At 72.0% G+C, this 22,629-nt stretch carries 19 protein-coding genes and 1 pseudogene; 6 read left to right on the top strand and 14 right to left on the bottom strand.

The features are described from left to right. Positions 1-314: 314 nt before the first annotated feature. Entirely contained in the window at positions 315-1,064 is a 750-nt protein-coding gene (locus tag ACGF2V_RS08600; RefSeq protein ID WP_362622454.1) for a pyridoxamine 5'-phosphate oxidase family protein, read from the top strand. 180 nt (positions 1,065-1,244) lie between these two features. After that, positions 1,245-1,961 (top strand): response regulator transcription factor, encoded by a 717-nt coding sequence (locus tag ACGF2V_RS08605; RefSeq protein ID WP_362704758.1) that lies wholly within the window; start codon positions 1,245-1,247, stop codon positions 1,959-1,961. A gap of 69 nt (positions 1,962-2,030) precedes the next feature. On the opposite strand, the gene ACGF2V_RS08610 is transcribed toward ACGF2V_RS08605, so the two are convergent. The 3 genes from ACGF2V_RS08610 to ACGF2V_RS08620 form a co-directional block, all read right to left on the bottom strand. Beyond that, positions 2,031-3,815: a GAF domain-containing protein gene (locus ACGF2V_RS08610; RefSeq protein WP_362704900.1), complete on the bottom strand. Its 1,785-nt coding sequence runs from the start codon at positions 3,813-3,815 to the stop codon at positions 2,031-2,033. A 489-nt stretch (positions 3,816-4,304) separates the two neighbouring features. After that, entirely contained in the window at positions 4,305-6,185 is a 1,881-nt protein-coding gene (gene ftsH, locus ACGF2V_RS08615; RefSeq protein ID WP_362704760.1) for an ATP-dependent zinc metalloprotease FtsH, read from the bottom strand. 168 nt (positions 6,186-6,353) lie between these two features. Next, positions 6,354-6,830 carry an Hsp20/alpha crystallin family protein gene (locus ACGF2V_RS08620; RefSeq protein ID WP_362622445.1) on the bottom strand — a complete coding sequence of 159 codons (477 nt, stop codon included), beginning with the start codon at positions 6,828-6,830 and terminating at the stop codon, positions 6,354-6,356. 162 nt (positions 6,831-6,992) lie between these two features. Here ACGF2V_RS08620 and ACGF2V_RS08625 point away from each other — a divergent pair. Both ACGF2V_RS08625 and ACGF2V_RS08630 read left to right on the top strand, forming a co-directional pair. Then, positions 6,993-7,106: pseudogene (locus tag ACGF2V_RS08625) on the top strand (oxidoreductase); the annotation flags it as partial. Between the two features lie 217 nt (positions 7,107-7,323). Further along, positions 7,324-7,743: a CBS domain-containing protein gene (locus tag ACGF2V_RS08630; RefSeq protein ID WP_362704763.1), complete on the top strand. Its 420-nt coding sequence runs from the start codon at positions 7,324-7,326 to the stop codon at positions 7,741-7,743. Positions 7,744-7,851: 108 nt separating this feature from the next. On the opposite strand, the gene ACGF2V_RS08635 is transcribed toward ACGF2V_RS08630, so the two are convergent. The 4 genes from ACGF2V_RS08635 to ACGF2V_RS08650 form a co-directional block, all read right to left on the bottom strand. Next, positions 7,852-7,986: a hypothetical protein gene (locus ACGF2V_RS08635; RefSeq protein WP_362704766.1), complete on the bottom strand. Its 135-nt coding sequence runs from the start codon at positions 7,984-7,986 to the stop codon at positions 7,852-7,854. Positions 7,987-8,504: 518 nt separating this feature from the next. Next, positions 8,505-9,683 carry an acyl-CoA dehydrogenase family protein gene (locus ACGF2V_RS08640; RefSeq protein ID WP_362704768.1) on the bottom strand — a complete coding sequence of 393 codons (1,179 nt, stop codon included), beginning with the start codon at positions 9,681-9,683 and terminating at the stop codon, positions 8,505-8,507. 134 nt (positions 9,684-9,817) lie between these two features. Next, complete coding sequence (locus ACGF2V_RS08645; protein WP_362622436.1) at positions 9,818-10,975, bottom strand: methyltransferase; 1,158 nt, start codon at positions 10,973-10,975, stop codon at positions 9,818-9,820. Between the two features lie 93 nt (positions 10,976-11,068). Continuing rightward, positions 11,069-11,275 carry a hypothetical protein gene (locus tag ACGF2V_RS08650; protein WP_362622433.1) on the bottom strand — a complete coding sequence of 69 codons (207 nt, stop codon included), beginning with the start codon at positions 11,273-11,275 and terminating at the stop codon, positions 11,069-11,071. Between the two features lie 260 nt (positions 11,276-11,535). Between ACGF2V_RS08650 and ACGF2V_RS08655 the strand changes: the two genes are divergently transcribed. Then, positions 11,536-12,360, top strand: coding sequence for an endonuclease (locus tag ACGF2V_RS08655; RefSeq protein ID WP_362704771.1), 825 nt, complete (start codon positions 11,536-11,538; stop codon positions 12,358-12,360). Between the two features lie 257 nt (positions 12,361-12,617). Then, complete coding sequence (locus ACGF2V_RS08660) at positions 12,618-12,941, top strand: plasmid stabilization protein (RefSeq protein WP_362622427.1); 324 nt, start codon at positions 12,618-12,620, stop codon at positions 12,939-12,941. 139 nt (positions 12,942-13,080) lie between these two features. On the opposite strand, the gene ACGF2V_RS08665 is transcribed toward ACGF2V_RS08660, so the two are convergent. The 7 genes from ACGF2V_RS08665 to ACGF2V_RS08695 all read right to left on the bottom strand — a co-directional run bounded on the left by ACGF2V_RS08665 (position 13,081) and on the right by ACGF2V_RS08695 (position 22,386). Next, positions 13,081-15,468, bottom strand: coding sequence for a phosphoketolase family protein (locus ACGF2V_RS08665; protein WP_362704903.1), 2,388 nt, complete (start codon positions 15,466-15,468; stop codon positions 13,081-13,083). A 212-nt stretch (positions 15,469-15,680) separates the two neighbouring features. Then, positions 15,681-17,105, bottom strand: coding sequence for an NADP-dependent succinic semialdehyde dehydrogenase (locus ACGF2V_RS08670; protein ID WP_362704773.1), 1,425 nt, complete (start codon positions 17,103-17,105; stop codon positions 15,681-15,683). A 171-nt stretch (positions 17,106-17,276) separates the two neighbouring features. Then, positions 17,277-17,786 (bottom strand): ATP-binding protein, encoded by a 510-nt coding sequence (locus ACGF2V_RS08675; protein ID WP_362622419.1) that lies wholly within the window; start codon positions 17,784-17,786, stop codon positions 17,277-17,279. 173 nt (positions 17,787-17,959) lie between these two features. Next, positions 17,960-20,059: a xanthine dehydrogenase family protein molybdopterin-binding subunit gene (locus tag ACGF2V_RS08680; protein ID WP_362704776.1), complete on the bottom strand. Its 2,100-nt coding sequence runs from the start codon at positions 20,057-20,059 to the stop codon at positions 17,960-17,962. A gap of 256 nt (positions 20,060-20,315) precedes the next feature. Continuing rightward, on the bottom strand, positions 20,316-21,296 hold the full coding sequence (locus ACGF2V_RS08685) for a xanthine dehydrogenase family protein subunit M (RefSeq protein ID WP_362622414.1): 981 nt from the start codon (positions 21,294-21,296) through the stop codon (positions 20,316-20,318). Continuing rightward, the gene (locus tag ACGF2V_RS08690; RefSeq protein ID WP_362622412.1) at positions 21,293-21,868 is read right to left on the bottom strand and encodes a 2Fe-2S iron-sulfur cluster-binding protein; all 576 of its coding nucleotides are present in this window, start codon (positions 21,866-21,868) and stop codon (positions 21,293-21,295) included. The genes ACGF2V_RS08685 and ACGF2V_RS08690 overlap by 4 nt, the downstream gene beginning before the upstream one ends. A gap of 65 nt (positions 21,869-21,933) precedes the next feature. Beyond that, the gene (locus ACGF2V_RS08695) at positions 21,934-22,386 is read right to left on the bottom strand and encodes a hypothetical protein (protein ID WP_362622410.1); all 453 of its coding nucleotides are present in this window, start codon (positions 22,384-22,386) and stop codon (positions 21,934-21,936) included. Positions 22,387-22,629 lie beyond the last annotated feature (243 nt).

A 22,629-nucleotide genomic window follows, 5' to 3' on the forward strand; every position in this document is an offset into this window, starting at 1 on the left:
CTCGCGATTTCCGCGGCCTCGGCCCGGTTCGCGGCCCCGGCCGGTTCCGCGGCCCGAACGCAGGCGTCATGGGCCCGTACGGTCATCCTGCGCGTCCCCCGGGGTTCGCGGCACGGGCCGGTTGGGCGCGAGAGCAGGCCGGTCGGCCCATGCGCCGCGCTCCATGGAGGCGCACCATGGAGCCGACGACGAAGGCACGTGGAACGGCGGAAGAAGGCGGGGCACGGCGCGGGCCGTCGGCGGACCGGACCTCCACGCGGGCCGGGAGCCGGAGCCCTGACGGCCGGAACGGATCCACGAAGGACGTGTACGACATGATGCGCGCAGAGAGTCATCCGTCGGGCAGTTGCCCGGAACGGGCCCCTTCGGGAGAGCTGGGCCGCCGGGTGGCGATGCGGCGCGAACAGCTCGGGCTCAGCCGGGAGCAGGTCGCGGAGCGGGCCGGTGCCGCACCCGGCTACCTCCAGTACGTCGAGGAGCACCAGGCGACACCCGGCATCGGGTTCCTGCTGCGGCTGGCCGAGGCGCTGGAGAGCACGGTGGCCGAGTTGACCGGGTGCACCGCGGACCTGCCCCCCGGCCTGGGCCGCGCCGGGTATCACACACAGCTGCTCGAGCTCGATCCCCGGGAGTGTCATCTGCTGCTGTCCACGCACGGTGTGGGCCGTATCGGTGCGATGACGGACGACGGACCGACCATCCTCCCGGTCAACTACGTCGTGGACGGTGAACACATCGCCTACCGGAGCGCCCGCGACTCGTTCCTCTCCACCGTCGCGGGCCGGACGGTCGCCTTCGAGGTGGACCACATCGACGAAGCCCTGAGCCAGGGATGGAGCGTCCTCGTCGTCGGCACGGCGACGGCCGTCGACGATCCGGGGGCCGCCCGGCGGCTGGACGAACACGCCTACACCACGCCCTGGGCCGGCGGCCCGCGGGACGTGTGGCTGACGATCACCCCCACGCGCGTCACCGGGCGCCGCATCCTTGTCCGTGGGAGCCACGCCGCCCCGGGCGGGGGCCACCGGCCGGACGGACGGACCCCGCACGGTGCACGGCCCTGAGCCCCGCCGCGCGGAGGAAGCCTGCTCGACCACCGTGGAAGCGGGCTCCGCCGTCCGGTCGCCGCAGGACCCGTTCGGCCCTGGTGTGCCGCTCCCGGCGCGGACCACGATGAGGGGAAACGGGTCCGCACGCCCTCGGGCAGCGGGTCCGCGTCGTTCGGCGACAACGAGGAGGGCGCCATGAGCGCGGAGCCCGGCTTCCCGGCACGCGAACCGATCCGTGTGTTCCTGCTCGACGACCACGAGGTCGTCAGACGCGGGGTGCAGGATCTGCTGGACGCGGAGCCGGACATCGAAGTCGTCGGCGACGCCGGCACCGCCGATCAAGCGCTGGCCCGGGGACCGGCGCTCCGCCCCGATGTCGCGATTCTCGACGTGCGGCTTCCGGACGGCGACGGCATCACGGTCTGCCGTGAACTGCGCTCCCGGATGCCGGAACTGGCCTGTCTGATGCTCACCTCGTTCGACGACGACGAAGCGCTGCTCGACGCGATCATGGCCGGTGCGGCCGGTTACGTGCTCAAGGAGATCAAGGGGTCCGACCTCGTCGCCGCCGTCCGCACCCTGGCCTCCGGGCGCTCCACCCTCGATCCGGCGACCACGGCCCGGCTGATGAACAGCCTGCGCGAGGAGGAGTTCGGTGCCGAATCCGCGCAGGACGACGCGCTGTCGGGGCTGTCGCCGCGTGAGAAGGACGTCCTCGCCCTGATCGGTGACGGACTGACCAACAGCCAGATCGGCAAGCGCCTCTATCTGTCCGAGAAAACGGTCAAGAACCACATCTCACGTCTCCTGGCCAAGCTCGGCGTCGAGCGGCGCATCCAGGCGGCCGTGCTCGCGGCGCACACCGCGCAGTCCGCCCCGTCCGCCGGCGGTACCGGTCACCGCCGCCGATGACCTGGCCCGTGCCCCGGAACGCTCCTGGGCCGCCACACCGGGACGACGTCCCCGGGACGGTCCCGGGCGTCAGGGCGGTCGCAGCGGTACCCGCCAGCTCAGCCGGGTGCCGCCCCTCCCCGCAGGTCCCACATCCATCTCGCCGCCGAGTTTCTCCGCACGCCGTGCGAGGTTGTCGAGCCCGCTCCGGGACACCCCGTGCTCGGTCATGCCGATCCCGTCGTCGTGCTCGGTCATGCCGATCCCGTCGTCGGACACGTCGAGCGTCAGCCGCCCCTGTCCCACCGTCAGCGAGACGTCCACCGCCGTCGCCCGCGCATGGCGCGCCACATTGGTCAGGGCCTCGCCGAGAACCGCGACCACCTGCTCGGCGACGTCGGCCGGCACGTCCGTGTCGAGGAGCCCGGCCATGCGCAGGGACGGCTGGAACCCGAGGGCCCGCGCGGCCTGCTCGACCGCCCTCGCCGTCCTGACCCGCAGCCCCTGGCCGGTCCGGCCGGGGCCACGCACGCGGAGGCCGAAGATGGTCGATCGGATGATCTTGATGGTCTCGTCCAGGTCGTCCACCGCGCGCAGCAGCCGTTCGCTCGCCTGCGGCTGTTCCACGAGGCGTACCACGCTCTGCAGGGTCATGCCGGTGGCGAACAGCCGTTGAATGGCAAGGTCGTGCAGATCCCGCGCGATGCGGTCGCGTTCCTCCAGCAGGGCGATCTGCTCGGCGGACTCGCGCCGCTCGGTGAGCTCCATGGCCAGGGCCGCCTGTCCGGCGAAGGCCAGCAGGGGCGCGGTCTCCGTCTCCGTGAAGGCGGGGCTGCCGCGTGCGCGGGCCAGCAGCAGCACCCCGCAGGTCCGCTTGCCCGTGGCCATGGGAACGGCGACCGCGGGCCCGAGCCCGGTGCGTCGCAGGGCGCCGCTGGTGGCCCTCGGGTCGTGCGCGACGTCGGCGGTGGTGATCGGCTCGCCGGCGTCGAGCGCGGCCCCGGCGAACGATCCCTCGCACGGCAGGGTCAGGCCGCGGTACCGCTCGGCGTCCCTGCCCGACGCCAGGGCCACCCGGACGGTGTGTCCCCCGGAGGGAAGCGCCAGGACCCCGAGGTCCGCGGCGAGGATGCGCGAGGAGCGGTCGACGATCATGCGCCGGACGTCCGCGTCGTCGGCGCCGCCCAGCAGACCCGCGACGATCTCGTTGCCCGCTTCCTGCCAGCGCTGGCGGTCGCGCGTCCGCGCGTATTCGCGCGCGTTCTCGATGGCGACCCCCGCCGCCACCGCGAGCGTCGACAGAACGGTCTCGTCCTCGGCGTCGAACTCCCGGCCACCGCGCTTCTCGGTGAGGTACAGATTGCCGAACACCTCGTCGCGGATCTTGACGGGAACCCCCAGGAACGAGCGCATCGGGGGGTGGTTCGGCGGGAATCCGTAGGACGCGGGATGCCCGGAGAGTTCCGCGAGCCGCAACGGCCGGGGGTGGCGGATCAGCTCGCCGAGGATGCCGTGCCCCTCGGGCAGCGGCCCGATGGCCTCGCGCTCCTCGTCCATGACGCCCACGGTCAGGAACTGGGTGAGCCGGGTTCCCTCACCGACCACGCCCAGGGCCCCGTACTCGGCGTCGACCACGACGACGGCGGCCTCGACGATGCGGCGCAGCACCTGCGACAGGTCGAGCTCCCGCCCGACCGACATGACGGCCTCCAGCAGCAGGGCCGCCTCGACGGGGCCGCGTTCCACGGCGTCGAGGCGGCCCTGGAGGTCCTCCGGCAGCGTGCTCAGCCGCCGGCGCCCCCCACCGCGGTGTTCCGTCCCGTTGTCGCCCACGGTGCCTCCGTCCTGCCCCCACGCGTACGGGGCCGGCCACATCTCCACGTTAACGGCCTCTCCCACGATCGGCAGCGGCGTCGCAGCGCCTTTGACCTCCGCCTCCCGCGTCGTCGTCAGTCGCGACGTTCCCCGAGCCCTCGGCTTCGCTCGATCGAGCAGGGGAGGCTCCATTCGCCCTCGCTCCCTCCTCCGCCTTGGATTCGGGCCCCGGACACCGCTCCTTCTGCCCCTGCCCCTCGTGGGTGAGGCCGTGATCAGCAGCAAGGTCGGCCGCGGGCGTCGCCGACGTCCCGCACAGTCGAGCCCGGTTACCTGCCGAAGGCCCGCTTCGTGCTCTGCTTCAGCAAGAAACTCGGTACGAGTGCGCCTACGTGGTGCCAGGGCCGCGGCCCCTTGTCCTGGTGGGCCAGCAAGCTCTTCCAGGACGTCCAACCGTCTCGGCGTCGCCTCGCCTGCGCCTGCCGCAGGCTCGGTGCGCCCATGTTGTCCGCCGAGCCGAGCGGACAGGACGTCGTCCGCCTGGTCGCCTCACTGGCGCAGGACGTCGAGGACGACGGAACCGTCGACGGTCTCGTGGATGACCAGTTCTCCGGCCAGGCGTTCCAGGGCGGGCCGGTGGCCGCGCAGCAGCGTGAGCGCGCGCTCTTCGGCCTGGCGCAGCAGCCGGGCGACCTCCTGGTCAACGATGCGTTGGGTCTGCTCCGAGTACGCTGACCTGCCGGATTCCTCGGTCGTCTCGTCAAGGAAAGGCTGGTGGGAGAAGGCGTAGCCGATCGGTCCGAGTTCCGGGGAGAGGCCGAACTCGCGGACCATGCGGGTGGCGATCTGGGTGGCTCCGGCCAGGTCGTTGGCAGCTCCCGTCGACCCTTCGCCGAAGACGACGAGTTCGGCCGCGCGCCCGCCCAGGCGCACCGCCAGAAGGTCGTTCAGGTAGCTCTCGCCGTACAAGCGGCGTTCGGCTTCCGGGAGTTGTTCGGTGACACCGAGAGTGACGCCGGCCGGGAGGATGGTGACCTTCGCCACCGGGTCGGCGTGTTCGCACAACGCCGCGACCAGGGCGTGGCCCGATTCGTGGACGGCTACCGAGCGACGTTCCTCGGGCAGCAGCGCGTTGGAGGACTCCCGGCGTCCGAGCAGGACGCGATCGCGGGCGGCGTCCAGGTCGTGCGGCTCGATGCGGGTGCGGTCGTCCCGTACGGCATTGATGGCGCCCTCGTTGACCAGGTTGGCGAGATCCGCCCCGGAGAATCCGGGCGTGGCACGGGCGACGACGTCCAGGTCGACGTCCGGAGCCAGGTTCTTGTCGCGGGTGTGTACGGAGAGAATCGCGGCCCGTTCGGCCTTGTTGGGCAGCGGTACGGCGACCTGCCGGTCGAATCGTCCGGGGCGCAGCAGGGCGGGATCGAGGGCGTCGGGGCGGTTGGTGGCGGCGAGGACGACGATGCCGCTGGATTGGTCGAAGCCGTCCATCTCGGACAGCAGTTGGTTCAGGGTCTGCTCGCGCTCGTCGTTGCCGCCCAGCCGTGTTCCACCGCCGCGGCGCGATCCGAGTGCGTCGATCTCGTCGATGAAGATGATCGATGGAGCACGTTTGCGGGCATCGTCGAACAGGTCGCGTACCCGGGAGGCGCCGACCCCGACGAACATCTCCACGAACGCGGAGCCCGTCACCGACAGGAACGGCACGTCGGCCTCGCCGGCGACGGCCCGGGCGAAGAGCGTCTTGCCCGTACCGGGCGGTCCGGCCATGATCACGCCACGGGGCCCCTTGGCGCCTGCGGCGGTGTACCGGGCGGGATTGCGCAGGAAGTCGACGACCTCGCTGATCTCCTGCTTGACCCCGTCATAGCCGGCGATGTCGTTGAAGCCGGTGGTCGGCCGTTCCGCCTCGATGATCTTCGCGCGTGAGCGTCCGATGGCGCTCAGCCCGCCGGTCACCGACCCCGCGGCCCGGCGTCCCATCCACACGAAGAGGCCGATCAGCAGGAGGAACGGCAGGAAGGCGAAGAGCACGGACGACCACGCCGAGGCGCCGCTGCTGCCCTGACTGGCTTTGATCTGCACATGGTGTGAGGTCAGCTGTTGCTGGAGCTGGGCGCCGGTGTCCAGCGCGGTGGGAATCTGGGTGGTGAACTTCGTTCCGTTCTTCAGGGTGCCGCTGATCGCGCCTTTGTCGTTGACGTCGACCGTCTGCACCTGGCTGGTGCCGACCTTGCCGACGAAGTCGCTGTAGGACAGTGAGGCCGGATGTGGTCCGGAGCGGGCGCGGGCGAGCAGCAGGACGATGATGAGCGTCATCAGGATCCACCAGAAGAGCCACCGTCCGCCGACCGGCTGCGGTTGCCGGGGGGTGGGCGGCTCACGCGGCGGCCCGGGTTTGGCGGGCGGCGTCAGGTGCCTGTGCGGCATCCGCACTCGTGTGATCACTGATCCCACGCCCTTCCGGGCGTCTTGAACGTTGAGAAGGCCCCGCCTCGTCGGAACAGGAGACGGAACGACGACGCCGAGGGCCCTGACCGACATGGGTCCCTCAGCGCTCCGGCCGCGTGGCACCCGGTCGGTACCGTCGGCCCCTGGTCAGGTGCCGGTGATCTCGATGTGCCGGGGCTTGACGGTCTGTGCCTTGGGCACGGTGACGGTCAGCACGCCGTCGCCGAGACCGGCGCTGACGTCGTCCGGCCTGACGTCCGACGGCAGGTGTGCACGGTACTCGAAGTGCCCGGTCCGCCGGGTGCTGCGCCGCAGTACCCCTTCCCGCTCACGCTCCTTGAGGTCTCCGGTGATACGCAGTTCCCGGCCGCTGACCTCGATGTCGATGTCGTCCCGCCTGACGCCCGGGAGTTCCGCCTCGATGACGTAGGCGTCATCGGTGTCCCGTACGTCCGCTGCGGGGGACCATGCGAGCCCGGCCGGTGCGGAGGCGGCGGAGCCCAGCAACTGGTTCATCCGCTCGAACAGCTCGTCGAACTCTGCGGCGACCGGCTCGGTCCATCCCAGACCGGGAAAAGACCTTTCGAGCAGACTGCCGGGCCGGTGTCGTGCAGGCAGTGTCATCGCGGTTCACCTCCGCGGAGCAGGGCTTTCAGGTCACTGTCCATGGTGCGCGTCACGCCGGAATCAGGCGACCGCGTCTCCGGAGGGGGCTGCCCTCCCCGGTGAACGCGGCCGCGGAAGCGAGGGCCGCCGAGGGAAAGGAGCACATCGATGAAGCCGCACTGTTTCGGACCGGCCGACACCACGAACCTCCCGGCGCTCGTCCCACTGATCCGCCGCGACGGCATGGACGACGCGGACATCGCCAGGTACCTGCACACCTTCAACGTGACCGCGCGAGTCGGCGTGAGCGGGCGGGGCCGCTGGACGCCCCCGCGAGCGGTGCCCGTCGGTCCGCCGACGGGCACCGCAGAAGCAGCCTGGCGGCCGCTCGGGCTCGGCGTGCATACGGCATGGGAAAGGCCCAGAATGAGCCATGTACGTGCGACCGAGGGTGGGCCGGACTCAGAGCTCTCTCTCGGTGCCGGATCCTGGACTCTCTAGGGAGAAGGCCATGACCACTGCACGGGAGATCATGCACATCGGCGCGACCTGCATCGGGGAGAACGAGACGCTGGCCGACGCGGCGCGCAAGATGAAAGAGCTGGGCATCGGAGCCCTCCCGGTCTGCGGGGAGGACGACCGCCTCCACGGGATCATCACCGACCGTGACATCGTGGTGAAATGTCTCGCCCAGGGCAAGGACCCCGGGACGGTGACCGCGGGCCGGCTCGAACAGGGCAAGCCGATCACGGTCGACGCAGACGCAGACGCCGAAGGGGTCCTGCGGACCATGGAGGAGCACAGGATCCGGCGGCTGCCAGTCATCGAGAACCACCGCCTCGTAGGGATGATCAGTGAGGCGGATCTCGCACGCCACTTGCCGGAGGAGCAGGTGGGCCACTTCGTCGAGGCTGTCTGCGCAGCCTCCTGATTCGCCGACACCACGCATGCCGATCACGTCTCGGACACCCCGGTGGGGTCCTTTGGGGCGCATGCGGCAAGCCAGGGGCAAACACGCGGTAGCCGGCGTGCCGGGGCGTCACCTTCCCGTGGTGGGCAGGGGCGCCTCGTCGGAGTGATCTCCTTCGACGATCTGTTCTGGCGGCTGGCACAGGAACTGGCGGGTCCGGCGGCCGTGGTCGATGTCGCCGGGAAGGTCCCTGAGACCTTTCATGAGCAGGCGGATGGGCCGGTGCGCGACTCCCACCCGCTTCGGCGGTCCTGTCACTGTGCGCCCTCGGGTGTGGCCAGGGGGGCCGAACTCGCCGCTGGGATGGGGCTCGACGTCCCCGGGGAGGCGCTTGACGTTGCCTCACCGCCATGATCCGGGCCGCCTGGGCCAGCGTGACGTCGGGACGCACCGAGATGGCGGGCCAACTCATGACCTCCTCCGCGGTCACCGCTCCCGAGACCGCATTCTCGCCAACCGCTCGCCATACCTGACTGCTTCAGCGCCCGAGCGACTGCATACCCCACGGTGAGACGGCCCGCGACCAGACTCGCCCGACATCCGCCTCCCCAGCCGCCGTCGTAGCGAAGGCGACGAGGCGAAACCGCCACGGCTGGAGGGCCGAACAAACACGTCAGCACCTGGGTATGCACAGCGATTTGGTTCCGATGTCCACTGGAGCAAGCGGCTTCCCCGATGCCAACCATCCCTCATCTGTTCCAACTGAAAATCCTCGTCACGGCTCACCGCCGCACGCGCGGCATCCCCAGCCCGATCCACGAGATGATCTCCCGCTGGATCTCGTTGTTGCCCCCACCGAAGGTGAAGATGACGGCGGACCGGTAGCCGCGTTCCAGTTCGCCGTGCAGCACGGCGCCCGCCGAGCCCTCCTTGAGGGGAGCCGCCGACCCGACGACCTCCATCAGCCAGGCGTAGGCGTCGCGGCGGGCCTCGGAGCCGTAGACCTTGACGGCGGAGGCGTCCTGCGGGGTGAGGGTTCCGTCCTGGACGGCGGAGACCATCCGCCAGTTGAGCAGTCGCATGGCGTCGAGCCTGGCGTGCGTGCGGGCGAGGAGGGTGCGGACCCAGCCGAGGTCGATGACGCGGCGGCCGTCGGCGATCCGGGTGTCCGAGGCCCAGCGCTGGACGTCGTGGAGGGCGCGGACGGCCATGGTGCCGTGGGCGGCGAGCGTGACGCGTTCGTGGTTGAGCTGATTGGTGATCAGCCGCCAGCCCTTGTTCTCCTCACCGACGCGGTGGGAGACCGGGACGCGCACGTTCTCGTAGTAGCTCGCGGTGGTGTCGTGGGAGGCGAGGGTGTTGATCAGGGTGCAGGAGTATCCGGGGTCGGTCGTGGGGACGAGCAGCATGGTGATGCCCTTGTGCGGGGGCGCGTCCGGGTCGGTGCGGACGGCGAGCCAGACCCAGTCCGCGGTGTCGCCGTTGGTGGTCCAGATCTTCTGCCCGTCGACCACGTACGTGTCGCCGTCGCGCACGGCCCGTGTCCTGAGCGCGGCGAGGTCGGTGCCCGCGTCGGGTTCGCTGTAGCCGATGGCGAAGTCGATCTCGCCGGAGAGGATCTTCGGCAGGAAGAAGCGCTTCTGCTCGTCCGTGCCGAACTCCATGATCGTCGGACCGACGGTGTTGAGGGCCATCAGGGGCAGCGGTACGCCCGCCTGGGCGGCCTCGTCGAAGAAGACGAACTGCTCCACCGGGGTCAGGCCGCTGCCGCCGTACTCCACCGGCCAGCCGGCGCCCAGCCGGCCGTCGGCGCCCAGACGCCGGATTGTTTCGCGGTAGAACCTCTTCTGCGCGACGGGGTCGGTGTGGCGCACGGAGGCGTCGTCGGGGACCAGCTCGGCGAAGTACGCGCGCAGTTCGGCGCGCAACTGCTGCTGTTCAGGCGTGTATGCGAGGTGCACGGCCCCTCCAGGAGTCTCGCGGTCGCGTCGCTCGTGTGCGGCGGCGCACACAGTAGAACGCGTTGCAGGAATCCGGAAGGGCCGGGGTGGGCCCGACGGGGATCGACGCCTGACGGCGCGCACCCGACGGGCGGTCAGCGCTTGACGGCGCGCAGGACGACGAACTTCGGGTTGCCGGCGACGGTTGTGCAGTTGCCGAAGAGGCGGCGCAGCCGGATGTGGTGGCCGAGGTGCCGGTTGCCGACGACCCACAGCTCGCCGCCCGGGCGCAGCGCGGCGTGCGCCCCCCGGAACATGGCGCGGGCCGTCGCGTCGGTGGTGGCCTGGTGTGAGTGGAACGGCGGGTTGTTGAGCACCAGGTCCACGCTGCCGGGCGCTGCGTCCGCGAGTCCGTCACCGACCACGAAGTCGGCCTCGGCACCGGGTCCCGCGTTGGCCCGGAAGGTCTCCTCGGCGGAGGCGACCGCCTGGTAGGACTCGTCGATGAACGTGACCCTCGCCGCGGGGTTGGCGAGCGCGGCGGACAGCCCGACGACGCCGTTGCCGCAGCCGAGGTCGACGACCCGGTCCGGTCCGCTGCGCGCGGGGAGGTGGCCGAGGAAGAAACGGGTGCCGATGTCGAGGCGGTCGGCGCAGAAGACTCCGGCGTGGTTGGTGACCGTCCTGCCGGAGGCCGGGCCGATGTCCTCGGGCAGGTCGTAGCGCAGCGGCCAGGGGCTGGACGGGCGTGGCTTCGCCGGGTCGGGCACGCAGAAGACGAGCCGGGCCTTGCGGACCGCGAGGGAGGTGCGGGTCGGGCCGATGATCCGCTCGAAGAGCGCGAGCGTGGAGGTGTGGATCTCCTTGACCATGCCGGTGCCGATGACGACGGTGCCCGCGTGGACGGCCGGGGCGAGCCGGTGCAACTGGTCCTCCAGGAGCGCGAGGCTCTTGGGGACACGCACCAGCAGGACGTCGACCCGGTCGGGCGGCGTGTCCCTGGTGGACAGCAGGCGCACGGCGTCCCCGGCGATGCCGTTGCGTTCGAGGTTGGCACGGGTCGCGCGCTGCGCCAGCCAGGAGTCGGTGATCTGCACGGGGCGGTGCGCCGCCAGGGCGGTGCACAGGGCGCCCCAGCGGTCGCCCGCCACGACCACGGTGCCCGACAGGTCGACCGGCTCCGTCCCGTCGGCCCCCTCCAGCCGCCGCAGCAGGTACGCGTCGGCAGCGTCCCAGGCGCGGAACGGGTCGCGCGGGTCCTCGGGGAATCGGGCCAGCTCGTACCCGGCCCCTGACGTCGTCAAACGGTTCATCGTGCGCCCAGGCTAGCCGAGCCGCGGGATGCGCCCCACACGCTCCCCGCCGCCGGCTCCCGGGGCCCGCCGCGCCATGGCGGCCTCCCGCTGCTACGGCAGTGCCTTGTCGATCGCCGAACGGCCCTCCTGGGCGAGCCTGCGCTCGGCCCACCGGAGGTTCTCCGGGGTCAGATCCCGCCCGGAGGCGAGCACCAGGTCCTCCGCGGTCGGTTCGTCGCTCCCACCCGTGTGCAAGAGGCTGTCCGGGGTCACTCCCCCGGCGATGGATACGGATACGGATTCGGGCTCGTCGCTCATGCCGCCTCCTCGTCCTTTTCGGACATTCTCGCGCCGCGCCCTGCCCTGCGCATCCGATGCCCGGGCGCCCCCTCCGCCGCCCCGCGGGCGCACGGAGACGCCGCCACTTGACCTGCACATGATAGATACACAGCGTTCACACCATGGTCACGGTGCGTGTGGAAGGCTCCCGCTGACCACTCACCACACGTCCGCCGCGACGCCGTCCCCATCCTCCACCGGTGTCGCGGCGCCCGTCCTTCCGGAGAGGACACCCCCACATGCCCCATCGTCACCTTCGCCACCGACGCACGCTGCTGGCGACGTTCGCCGCGTTCGCCGTGCTCGCCGGCACCGCGGCCGCCGCGCCCGCCGCCACCGCCCGAACCGCTCCCGCCCCCGCGACACCCCTCCAGACCTTCGACGACACGTACTACGAGGGCGCGACAGGAAAGACCGGCACCGCGCTCAAGAGCGCGCTGCACACGATCATCAGCAAGCAGACCAAGGTCTCCTACAGCCAGGTCTGGGACGCGCTGAAGAACACGGACCAGGACCCCGCCAACTCCTCCAACGTGGTCCTCGTCTACTCCGGGCGCTCGATATCCAAGAACAGCAGCGGCGGCTCGGTCGGTCAGTGGAACCGCGAGCACGTCTGGGCCAAGTCCCACGGCGATTTCGGCACCGTCACCGGCCCCGGGACCGACATCCACCACCTGCGCCCGGAGGACGTCCAGGTCAACTCCATCCGCGGCAACAAGGACTTCGACAACGGCGGCAGCCCGGTCAGCGGGGCGCCGGGCAGCTACACCGACAGCGACTCCTTCGAACCGCGCGACGCGGTCAAGGGCGACGTGGCCCGCATGATCCTCTACATGGCGGTGCGTTACGAGGGCGGCGACGGCTTCGCCGACCTCGAACCCAACGAGCGGGTGTCCAACGGTTCGGCCCCGTACATGGGCCGTCTCTCCGTCCTGAAGGCGTGGAGCCAGGAGGACCCGCCGGACGCCTTCGAGAAGCGGCGCAACGACGTCATATACAACCAGTACCAGCACAACCGGAACCCGTTCATCGACCACCCCGAGTGGGTCGAGTCCATCTGGTAGGCGCCCGCCGGACGCGTGACCGCCGACGAGCCACCGGGCAGCCCGTCGGCGGCCGCGCCCCGTCCGCGGCCGGGGAAACGGCCGGTCCGCCCGCTCCCCGCACAGGGACCGCCGTTCGGCATGGGCGCGGGGCGGCCCACGCCCGGCAGGCATGCGGGCCCCCGGGGCCGCTGGGACACTGAGAGGGTCCCCCGACGGGTGCGGGAAGAGCCCCGCGAAAGGCCCCCGGGGCGGTCCCCGAGAGGAGTGAGCGCACCATGCCACGCGGATCGAACGCCAAACGGGAACGACAGTACGAACACATCAAGGAGAGCGCGCAGGAGCGCGGGGTCGGCGAGGAACGGGCGGAGGAGATCGCGGCCCGTACCGTCAACAAGGCACGCGCCCGCGCGGGCGAGTCGAGGACCGCGAGCCGTACGTCCATCGAGGACATGTCGTCGTCACGGCGCGGCGGGCTGCGCTCCCGCAGCGGGGCGGCGGGCCCCACGCGCGACCAGCTCTACGAAGAGGCGAAGAAGAAGAACATCCACGGGCGTTCGCACATGACGAAGGACGAGCTGGCCCGGGCGCTGGGCCGCTGAGCCCCACGTCACGCGGCGCACGCGAGCCGCGCGCCCGTCGCGGGCGCATCGCCTCACCGCCCACCGCCTCGAACGCACGCCGGGGCCCCGGGTCCTCGCGTTCCTTCCGGGCCCGGAGGCCGACGACGCCCGGGCAACGTCAGCCGCCCCAGGTCCATCCGGCGACCTCGGGCAGGTCCACGCCGTGCTCCCGGATCCAGGCGTGATGGCGGGTGCGGGCGTCCGCCATCGCCTGGCGCACCGCCACGGCCCGGACGCCGAGACCGGGCACCCGGTCGATCACGTCCATCACCAGCCGGTAGCGGTCCAGGTCGTTGCGGACCACCATGTCGAACGGTGTCGTGGTGGTGCCCTCCTCCTTGTAACCGCGCACGTGGAGATGCGCGTGACCGGCCCGCCGGTAGGCCAGCCGGTGGATGAGCCACGGGTAGCCGTGGTAGGCGAAGATCACGGGGGTGTCCCGGGTGAACACCGCGTCATACTCCGCGTCCGGCATCCCGTGCGGATGCTGGTCGTGGGGCAGCAGCCGTGTCATGTCGACCACGTTGACCACGCGCACGGCCATGTCCGGCAGGTGACGGCGGAGCAGGTCGGCGGCGGCCAGTGTCTCCAGGGTGGGGACGTCACCGGCGCAGGCGAGCACCACGTCCGGTTCGCGGGAGCCGTCGTCGGTCCCCGCCCACTCCCAGACCCCCGCTCCCCGGGCGCAGTGCGCGCGGGCCTCGTCCAGCGTGAGCCAGTCGTGGCACGGCTGTTTGCCGGCCACGACCACATTGACGTAGTCGCGGCTGCGCAGGACGTGGTCGGCGACGGAGAGCAGCGTGTTGGTGTCCGGCGGCAGGTAGACCCGGACGACCTCGGGGCTCTTGTTGAGGACGTGGTCGACGAAGCCCGGGTCCTGGTGGGAGAACCCGTTGTGGTCCTGACGCCAGACGTGCGAGGTGAGCAGGTAGTTGAGGGAGGCGATGGGGCTGCGCCAGGCCAGTCGGCGGGCGGTCCTGAGCCATTTGATGTGCTGGTTGACCATCGAGTCGACGATGTGGGCGAACGCCTCGTAGCAGGAGAACAGGCCGTGCCGTCCGGTGAGGAGATATCCCTCCAGCCAGCCCTGGCAGAGGTGCTCCGAGAGCACCTCCATGACGCGGCCGTCGTGCGCGAGGTGCTCGTCCGTCGGCAGGATCCGCTCCTGCCATGCCTTGCCGGTGGCTCCGTAGAGGGCGTCGAGCCGGTTCGAGGCCGTTTCGTCGGGGCCCACCACGCGGAAGTCGCGACGTTCGGCGGTCGCGGCCATCACGGCCTGCAGGAGTCCGCCGAGCACCCGGGTCGGCTCGTGCAGCACGGTGCCGGGCTTGTCGACGGTGACGGCATGCTCCTCCAGCGGCGGGACGGGCAGATCCCGCAGCAGCAGACCGCCGTTGGCGTACGGAGTCGCCCCGAGGCGGTCGGCGCCCTCGGGCACGCAGTCGAGCACCTGCGCGGTGGGGCGGCCCGACGCGTCGAAGAGCTCCTGCGGCCGGTAGGAGCGCATCCACTCCTCCAACTGCCGCAGATGGGCGGGGTTGTCCCGGACGCCGGCGAGCGGCACCTGGTGGGAGCGCCAGGTGCCCTCGACGGGCACCCCGTCGACCTCCGCCGGACCGGTCCAGCCCTTGGGGGTGCGCAGCACGATCATCGGCCAGTGGGGGCGTTCGGGGGCGGCGCCGGTGCGGGCGGTTTCCTGGATCTCCTGGATGCGGTCGACGGCCCGGTCCATGGCGGCGGCCATCGCCCGGTGGACGGTGAGCGGATCGTCGCCGCCGACGTAGAGCGGGTCGTGCCCGTATCCGCGCAGCAGCGCGTCCAGCTCGGTCTCGGGGAGGCGGGCGAGGATCGTCGGGTTGGCGATCTTGTAGCCGTTGAGGTGGAGGATCGGGAGGACGGCCCCGTCGTGCACCGGGTCGAGGAACTTGTTCGAGTGCCAGGACGCGGCCAGCGGCCCGGTCTCGGCCTCGCCGTCCCCGATGACGCAGGTGACGAGCAGGTCCGGGTGGTCGAACGCGGCGCCGTAGGCGTGGGTGAGGGCGTAGCCGAGTTCGCCGCCCTCGTGGATGGAGCCGGGGGTCTGCGGTGCCACGTGGCTGGGCACCCCGCCGGGGAAGGAGAACTGCCTGAACAGCCGTCCCATCCCGTGGGCGTCCCGGCCGATGTCGGGGTACGTCTGCGCATAGGTGCCCTCCAGCCAGGAGTTGGCGAGTACGGCCGGCCCGCCGTGGCCGGGCCCCCAGACGCACAGGGCCGGGACGCCGCGGGACTTGATGATCCGGTTGAGATGCGTGTGGACCAGGTTGAGTCCGGGCGAGGTGCCCCAGTGGCCGAGCAGACGGGGCTTGATGTGCTCGCGGGCGAGCGGCTCGGTCAGGAGCGGATTGGCCATGAGGTAGATCTGGCCGACGGCCAGGTAGTTGGCGGCCCGCCAGTGTGCGTCGAGTGCGGCGATCTCCTCGTCGGAGGGTCCGGGGGTCGCTGCCGGGTGGGCGGCGTGACTCATCTGCTTCTCCTCGATCGTGTACGGCGCGGGGCCCCGTCCCGCCGCCCGCGCGGCGGGGCGCGCGGGCGGCGGGACGGCAGGTGCGACCGCGAGGCGGAAGATCAACCTCGTACGGGACATACTCGAACGAATCGTTCGTCGCGGCGAGTGCGCGCGCGCAATGTCGTCCCCCGGACCCCGCACGGGCCGCGACAGCAGGTACGGTACGGCCGTCAGGCGGATGCCCCGGCGGCCTCGGGGCCGTACCAGACCGTGGTCGTGTTGCAGAATTCGCGGATGCCGTGGCCGGCGAGTTCGCGCCCGTAGCCGGAACGCTTCACCCCGCCGAAGGGCAGCGCGGGATGGGACGCCGTCATGCCGTTGAAGAAGACACCGCCCGCCTCCAGGTCGCGCACGCAGCGGCGGGCCTCGGCGGCGTCGCGGGTCCATACGTTGGAGCTGAGGCCGAACGGGCTGTCGTTGGCGAGCGCCACGGCCTCGTCCAGTGACTCGGCCCGGTAGAGCGCGGCGACGGGGCCGAAGGTCTCCTCGCGGTGGATGCGCATGGCGGGGGTGACGCCGCCGAGGACGGTGGGGGCGTAGAACCAGCCGTTCTCCAGCTCGGGGCCCAGGTTGTCGGGCCGGCCGCCGCCGCACAGCACGCCGGCGCCCCGCCGTACCGCGTCGTCCACCAGCTCCTCCAGGTCCGCGCGTCCCCGCTCACTGGCCAGGGGGCCGATGTCGGTGGATTCCCGCATGGGGTCGCCGACCGTCAGGGCGCGCATGCCCTCGGTGAACCGCTCGGCGAACTCCTCGTAGACCCCGGTGTGCACGATGAACCGTTTGGCCGCGATGCAGGACTGGCCGTTGTTCTGCGTCCGGGCGGTCACGGCGGTACGCGCCGCCGCGGCGACGTCGGCCGACGGCAGGACGAGGTACGGGTCGCTGCCGCCCAGTTCCAGGACGGTGCGCTTCACCTCGTCACCGGCGATCGACGCCACCGAGCGCCCGGCCGGTTCGCTGCCGGTGAGGGTGGCGGCGGCGACCCGGTGGTCCCGCAGGACCGACTCGACCGCGCCGGAGCCCACGAGCAGCGTCTGGAAGCACCCCTGCGGATATCCGGCCCGGCAGAACAGGCTCTCCAGGTACAGGGCCGTCTGCGGGACGTTGGACGCGTGCTTGAGCAGGCCGACGTTCCCGGCCATCAGCGCGGGGGCGGCGAACCGCACCACCTGCCAGAGCGGAAAGTTCCACGGCATCACGGCGAGGACGACGCCCAGCGGGCGGTAGCGGACGAAGGCCCTGGAGGCACCGGAGTCCGCCACATCGGCCGGGGCGGGATGCTCGTCCGCGAGAAGCTCCTCGGCGCGCCGCGCGTACCAGCGCATCGCCTTGGCGCATTTGGCGGCCTCCGCACGGGCCGCCGCGAGGGGTTTGCCCATCTCGGTGGTCATGGTGCGCGCGATGTCCTGCTGGTCCTCGTCGAGGAGATCGGCGGCCAGGCCGAGCAGTTGGGCCCGCTCCTCGAAATCAGTGGTGCGCCAGTGCCCGAACGCGGCGTGGGCGGCGGCGAGCCGCTGCTCGATCTCCGCCTCTCCCAGTGCCTCGAACGTTCGCAGCGTCCGGCCGTTCGCGGGGTTGACCGTCGCGATGGGCATGGCTGTGCTCTCCTTGCCTCGGTACTTCGACCGTGCCGCGCCGTGCGCCGTACCGCAACGCGGGCCCCGCCGGGACACCGGACCGGCGCGGACCGTGCGCACCCCACCGGGACACGCCGTCCGTGCCGGGGCGCGTACCGGCCGAGCCGGTGGTACGGCCCCGGGGGCGGCTCAGACGAGGACGGGGGCGGTGTCGGACGTCGTCGTGGCGTCGGGAGCCCCGCCCGCGACGGCGACCGGCGGGCGGCGGAACTCACGCCCCCCGGGCAGGGGTGCGGGCGACCGCTTCCCGGCGCCGCGCGGCTCCTTCGCGTACCGGGTGAACCACACGACCTTTCCCTCACCGGTACGGCAGGCGCCCCAGCTGTCGCTGAGCGCCATGACCCGGCTGAGACCGCCGCCGCCGTGGTCGAGCAGCCGCGGCATCTCGGTGCCGCCGTCGGCGACGGAGACGGTGAGACGCCGCCCCGACCAGCGGAGTTCGACGACGCAGCGGTCGTGGTCACCGACATGCCGGTGGACGTTGGTCAGCAGTTCCTCCACGCCCCGGCACACCGGCCGGACGTGGAGTTCGAGACTCCAGTGGCGCAGGTGCGCCGCGACGATGCGCCGCACCTGGGAGACACGCTCTGGCGAAACCTGGACTTCGACCAGATAGTGCCGGTCGGTCTGAACGGTCATCGTGGGGGGCTCCTCACATCGGGGCCCACTGACTTCGCCTCGTCGAACCAACGACCCCCCGAACACGAAGAGTGAGCGGATGTCACTTCTGGGTCACTCCACAGCGTGACCCGTTGGAGCGGCCCGCGCAACACGAGGACGGCTCCCGGGCCGCGCGGCGGGACCCCCGCGGGTCAGAGCAGGTAGGGCAGGAGCGTGTCGGCGGTGAGCGGAAGCGTGCGCAACCGGACTCCGGTGGCGTGCCGGACCGCGTTGCCGACGGCCGCCGCCGCGCCGACGATGCCGATCTCGCCGATGCCCTTGCTGCCCATCGGGTTGAGGTGGGGATCGTCCTCGTCGATCCACTGCGCTTCGATCCACGGCACGTCGGCGCTGACCGGCACGTGGTAGAGCGCGAGGTCGTTCTCGGTGAAGTCGCCGAAGACGGGGTCCAGGGTGCTCGCCTCGGTCAGGGCCATGCCGATGCCCATGGTCATCCCGCCGATGAACTGGGAGCGCGCGGTGCGGGGGTTGAGGATGCGTCCGGCGGCGAAGACACCGAGCATCCGGCGCGCCCGTGTCTCGCCGGTGCGCGCGTCGACGGCCACCTCCGCGAAGTGCGCGCCGAAAGCGTGCCGCGCGTAGGGGGATCCCTCGGAGACGTCCCGCTCGGTGTCGGCGTGGACCGTCAGTCCCTCGGGGGGAAGGGGGCCGGTGCGCTCGTGGAGCACCCGCAGGAGGGCGGTGGACGCCTTGTGCACGGCCCAGCCCCACGAGGCGGTTCCCGAGGAACCCCCGGCCAGGGGGGCGTCGGGCAGGTCGCTGCTGCCGATGTCGATCCGTACGTTCGTCATCGGGGTGCCGAGCGCGTCGGCCGCGATCTGCGCGAGCACGGTACGGGCGCCGGTGCCGATGTCGGTGGCGTTGACGCGGACGTGGTACGAGCCGTCGGGCGCGGCGTGCGCCGAGGCGGCACAGGGCATGACGTACACGGGATAGGTGGCGCAGGCCACGCCCGTACCGATCAGCAGCGGCCCCTCCTCGCGGACGGCGGGGCGCGGGTCGCGGTCGCGCCAGCCGAAGCGTGCGGCCCCCTCCTCCAGGCAGGCGGCGAGACCTCGGGTGCTGAACGGGCGCCCGGAGTCGGGCTCGTCCACCGGGTCGTTGCGCAGGCGCAGTTCGACCGGGTCCATGCCGAGGGCCGAGGCGAGTTCGTCCATGGCGGACTCCAGCGCGTACATGCCCGGTGCCTCGCCCGGCGCCCGCATCCAGGACGGGCTCGGTACGTCCAGGGCGACGACGCGGTGGGCGGTGCGGCTGTGTGCGGACGCGTACATCACCCGGGTCGGCACGGCCGCCTGCTCCACGAATTCCTTGACGGTGGAGGTGTGGGTGACGACCTCGTGGACGATCGAGGTGAGGGTGCCGTCGTCCTCGGCACCGAGCCGGACCCGCTGCACGGTGGGCGCGCGGTGGCCGACGACGCCCGCCAACTGGCGTCGCGGGACGGCGACCTTGACGGGGTGTCCGGTGTGCCGTGCGGCCATGGCGGCCAGCACGGCCTGCGGGCGCGGGGTGCCCTTGGAGCCGAAGCCGCCGCCGACGTGCTCGGAGACGACGGTGACCTGCCGCGGACGGAGCCCGAACGCGGCGGCGAGGCTGTCGCGGACCGTGGTGGAGCCCTGGCTGGAGTCGTGCACGGTCAGGTGGCCGTCGTCGGTCCATCGCGCGGTGGTGGCGTGCGGCTCCATGGGGTGGTTGTGCAGGGGGCCGACGGTGTAGGTGGCGTCGATCTGGACGGGTGCCGTGGCGAAGGCGTGTGCGGCGTCGCCGCGCTCCCGGACGGCGGGGTAGCCGCCGTTGACCGTCTCGGGGGTGTGGAGGCCGGTGTGTTCCGCCGTCAGCAGGACGTCGTGCGGGGCGGTCGCGTAGGAGATGCGCAGCGCCCCGGCCCCGGCGCGGGCCTGTTCGAGCGTGTCGGCGACCACGAGCGCGACGTACCAGCCCCGGTGCGGGACCCGGTCGTCCTGGAGGACGGCGAGGACCGGGTCGTCCGGCTCCTTCAGCGCCGGGGCGTTGTCATGGGTGAGGACGGCGCGCACCCCGGGCAGGGCCAGCACCTCCTCCGTGCCGACGGCGGTGACGCGGCCGTGGGCGATCGTGGCCGGGACGGGCCACCCGTACAGGCAGCCGGGCGGGGTGTGGTCGGCGGCGTAGCGGGCGGCGCCCGTGACCTTGTCCCGGCCCTCGCGGCGGACGACGGGGCTGCCCAGTGATGGCGGGGCCTGGCTCATGAGGGGTCCTCACGTCTGCGGGTCGGTGTGTCGGCGTTGCTGCGGTCGGTCGGCCGTCGGCGGCCAGGGCCGCGGCAGGCAACGTGCGCCCCGTCGCTCCGCCCGGCACTTCCCCGAGCTCTCAACTTCGTTCGAGCAGGGGAGACCCCCTTGCTCGCGGCGTCGGCCACAAGCCCACGAAGCCTGCTACCAGGGCTTTTGGCCGCCTTGCGATCGCACGCACCGGACGACGCTCCTTCCGGGCAAACCTTGCCGGTCACGGCACCAGTTCGGTCAGCGCGTCGACGGCCAGGCTGTGGGCGAGGCCCACCTTGAACGCGTTGTCGCGCAAGGGGCGGGCCCCGGCGAGTTCGGCGTCCGCGGCCCGGGCGAAGGTCTCCGCGGTGGCGGGGGCACCGCGCAGCACCCGTTCCGCGGTGCGGGCGCGCCAGGGCCGGTGGGCGAGGCCGCCGAAAGCCAGCGCCGCGTGCGCGATCCGGCCGTCGCGGACGCTCAGCACGGCGGCCACGGAGGCCAGGGCGAAGGCGAACGAGGCGCGGTCGCGGGCCTTGCGGTAGAGGGAGCCCGCGCCGTCCGGGCGGGGCGGCAGGATCACCTGGGTGACGAGTTCGCCCGCCCGGATCTCGGTGTCCCGGTCCGGGGTGTCGCCCGGCAGCCGGTGGAACTCCGAGGCGGGCACGGTCCGTTCGCCGTCCGGCCCGTGCAGGAGGACACAGGCGTCGAGGGCGGACAGGGCCACGGCCATGTCGGACGGGTGGGTGGCGACGCAGTGCTCGGAGTGGCCGAGCACGGCGAGTTCGCGGTGGGCGCCGTCGCGGGCGGAACAGCCGGCACCGGGTTGCCTCTTGTTGCAGGGCTTGGAGACGTCCTGGAAGTACGGGCAGCGGGTGCGCTGGAGGAGGTTGCCACCGGTCGTGGCGACGTTGCGAAGCTGTCCGGAGGCACCGGACAGCAGTGCCTGCGACAGGGCCGGATAGCGGGCGCGCACGGCGGGGTGGGCGGCCAGGTCGCTGTTGCGCACGGTCGCGCCGATGCGCAGCCCGCCGTCGTCGGTGTCGGCCACCTCGGCCAGGGGCAGCCGGCTGATGTCGATGAGCAGGCGGGGGGTCTCCACCCCGAGCTTCATCAGGTCGACGAGGTTGGTTCCGCCGCCGAGGAATCCGGCGCCGGGGTGGGCGACGTGTTCACGGACCGCCTCGGTGACGGTCCGGGCGCGGAGGTAGGCGAAGGGTCTCACGGTGCCACGTCCTCGATCGCCTCGACGATACGGGGGTAGGCGCCGCAGCGGCACAGATTGCCGCTCATCCGCTCGCGGATCTCGGCGGCGTCCAGCGGGGCCGGGCCGGTGACGGGGGCCGTACGCGCGGTGGCGTGGGACGGAAAGCCGTCCGCCGCCTCGCCGAGCATGCCGACGGCCGAGCAGATCTGGCCGGGTGTGCAGTAGCCGCACTGCAGGGCGTCCCGTTCCAGGAAGGCTTCCTGCAGGGGGTGGAGCCGGTCGCCGTCGGCGAGTCCCTCGACGGTGGTGACGCGGGCGCCGTCGTGCGCCACGGCGAGGAGCAGGCAGCTGTTGGCGCGCCGCCCGTCGACGACGACGGTGCACGCCCCGCACTGTCCGTGGTCGCAGCCCTTCTTCGCCCCGGTGAGGCCGAGGTGCTCGCGCAGGGCGTCCAGGAGCGTGGTGCGGTGGTCGAGCGTCAGGGTCCGCTCGGTTCCGTTGACGTACAGCGTCGGAGTGGACCGGTCGACGATCGTTCCCGTCGCTCCGGCCTGCCGCGCGCCGCCGTCCGGCCTGTGTGAGGGATCCACTCGCCCACGCCTTCCATAGGTGACCTTTTGCCCGTTTTCTACCAGACGGGGTGGCGCTTACCGGCTCATTGCTCCGTGGCGGGGCCCCGCCCGGCCGCCGGGCGGTCCGCGCCGCCCGCACGACCGCCGCCCCGGCTGCTCAGGCGCAGGCGCACCTCTTCCTCCTGGTCCCCGGAGACGGTTCCGACGACCCGTACGTCGAAGGCGTGCGCCAGACTCCGCCGGAGCCGTTCGACCGCCCAGTAGCCGCCCTGCACGTCGAGCGAGACCGGCGCGCCGAGCGGCGCCGGCCCTGAGACCACCCGCTCCTCGGTGACGTCGACGGTCGCCGTCCACGCGGTGGGGCGCTTCTCCGCGAGCTTCCTCGGCACGTCGACGGAGGCCCGGTCGGTGGTGAAGGCGGCCCGCAGCGCATCGAAGACCATCCGCGCGTCGCCGGTGTCGCAGCCGCTGATGACGACCGAGACGTCCCGGCCGGGCAGGCTCTCGTCGCTCCGCCTCTCCTTGATGCTGTTCACCGTGGATTCCTCCGCTCCGCGTCGTGCGCCGGACCCCGCGCCGGGACACGGCCGGGGGTCCTCTCCAGGCTCACCCCGCGGCCGGGCGACGGCGACACGAGCGGGTCGGCGGACGGGGGCGCCAGGACGGGCGGTCCCGTGCCGGTACGCCGACGCCCGGCCACCCGGCGAGGACCAAAACCCTTTTAAGTTTCATATCCACTTAAAACATGAATTCATCTCCTTTATCGACTGGTGCCCGTC

The sequence above is a fragment of the Streptomyces sp. NPDC047982 genome (genome assembly GCF_043204165.1).
Classification (GTDB): domain Bacteria; phylum Actinomycetota; class Actinomycetes; order Streptomycetales; family Streptomycetaceae; genus Streptomyces.

Bases quoted from the DNA above. Each gene is read 5' to 3' on its own strand.
- ACGF2V_RS08600 (WP_362622454.1), top strand. From the start codon at position 315: ATGATGCGCGCAGAGAGTCATCCGTCGGGCAGTTGCCCGGAACGGGCC.
- ACGF2V_RS08605 (WP_362704758.1), top strand. From the start codon at position 1,245: ATGAGCGCGGAGCCCGGCTTCCCGGCACGCGAACCGATCCGTGTGTTC.
- ACGF2V_RS08610 (WP_362704900.1), bottom strand. From the start codon at position 3,815: ATGTGGCCGGCCCCGTACGCGTGGGGGCAGGACGGAGGCACCGTGGGC.
- ftsH (WP_362704760.1), bottom strand. From the start codon at position 6,185: ATGCCGCACAGGCACCTGACGCCGCCCGCCAAACCCGGGCCGCCGCGT.
- ACGF2V_RS08620 (WP_362622445.1), bottom strand. From the start codon at position 6,830: ATGACACTGCCTGCACGACACCGGCCCGGCAGTCTGCTCGAAAGGTCT.
- ACGF2V_RS08630 (WP_362704763.1), top strand. From the start codon at position 7,324: ATGACCACTGCACGGGAGATCATGCACATCGGCGCGACCTGCATCGGG.
- ACGF2V_RS08635 (WP_362704766.1), bottom strand. From the start codon at position 7,986: ATGAAAGGTCTCAGGGACCTTCCCGGCGACATCGACCACGGCCGCCGG.
- ACGF2V_RS08645 (WP_362622436.1), bottom strand. From the start codon at position 10,975: ATGAACCGTTTGACGACGTCAGGGGCCGGGTACGAGCTGGCCCGATTC.
- ACGF2V_RS08650 (WP_362622433.1), bottom strand. From the start codon at position 11,275: ATGAGCGACGAGCCCGAATCCGTATCCGTATCCATCGCCGGGGGAGTG.
- ACGF2V_RS08655 (WP_362704771.1), top strand. From the start codon at position 11,536: ATGCCCCATCGTCACCTTCGCCACCGACGCACGCTGCTGGCGACGTTC.
- ACGF2V_RS08660 (WP_362622427.1), top strand. From the start codon at position 12,618: ATGCCACGCGGATCGAACGCCAAACGGGAACGACAGTACGAACACATC.
- ACGF2V_RS08665 (WP_362704903.1), bottom strand. From the start codon at position 15,468: ATGAGTCACGCCGCCCACCCGGCAGCGACCCCCGGACCCTCCGACGAG.
- ACGF2V_RS08670 (WP_362704773.1), bottom strand. From the start codon at position 17,105: ATGCCCATCGCGACGGTCAACCCCGCGAACGGCCGGACGCTGCGAACG.
- ACGF2V_RS08675 (WP_362622419.1), bottom strand. From the start codon at position 17,786: ATGACCGTTCAGACCGACCGGCACTATCTGGTCGAAGTCCAGGTTTCG.
- ACGF2V_RS08680 (WP_362704776.1), bottom strand. From the start codon at position 20,059: ATGAGCCAGGCCCCGCCATCACTGGGCAGCCCCGTCGTCCGCCGCGAG.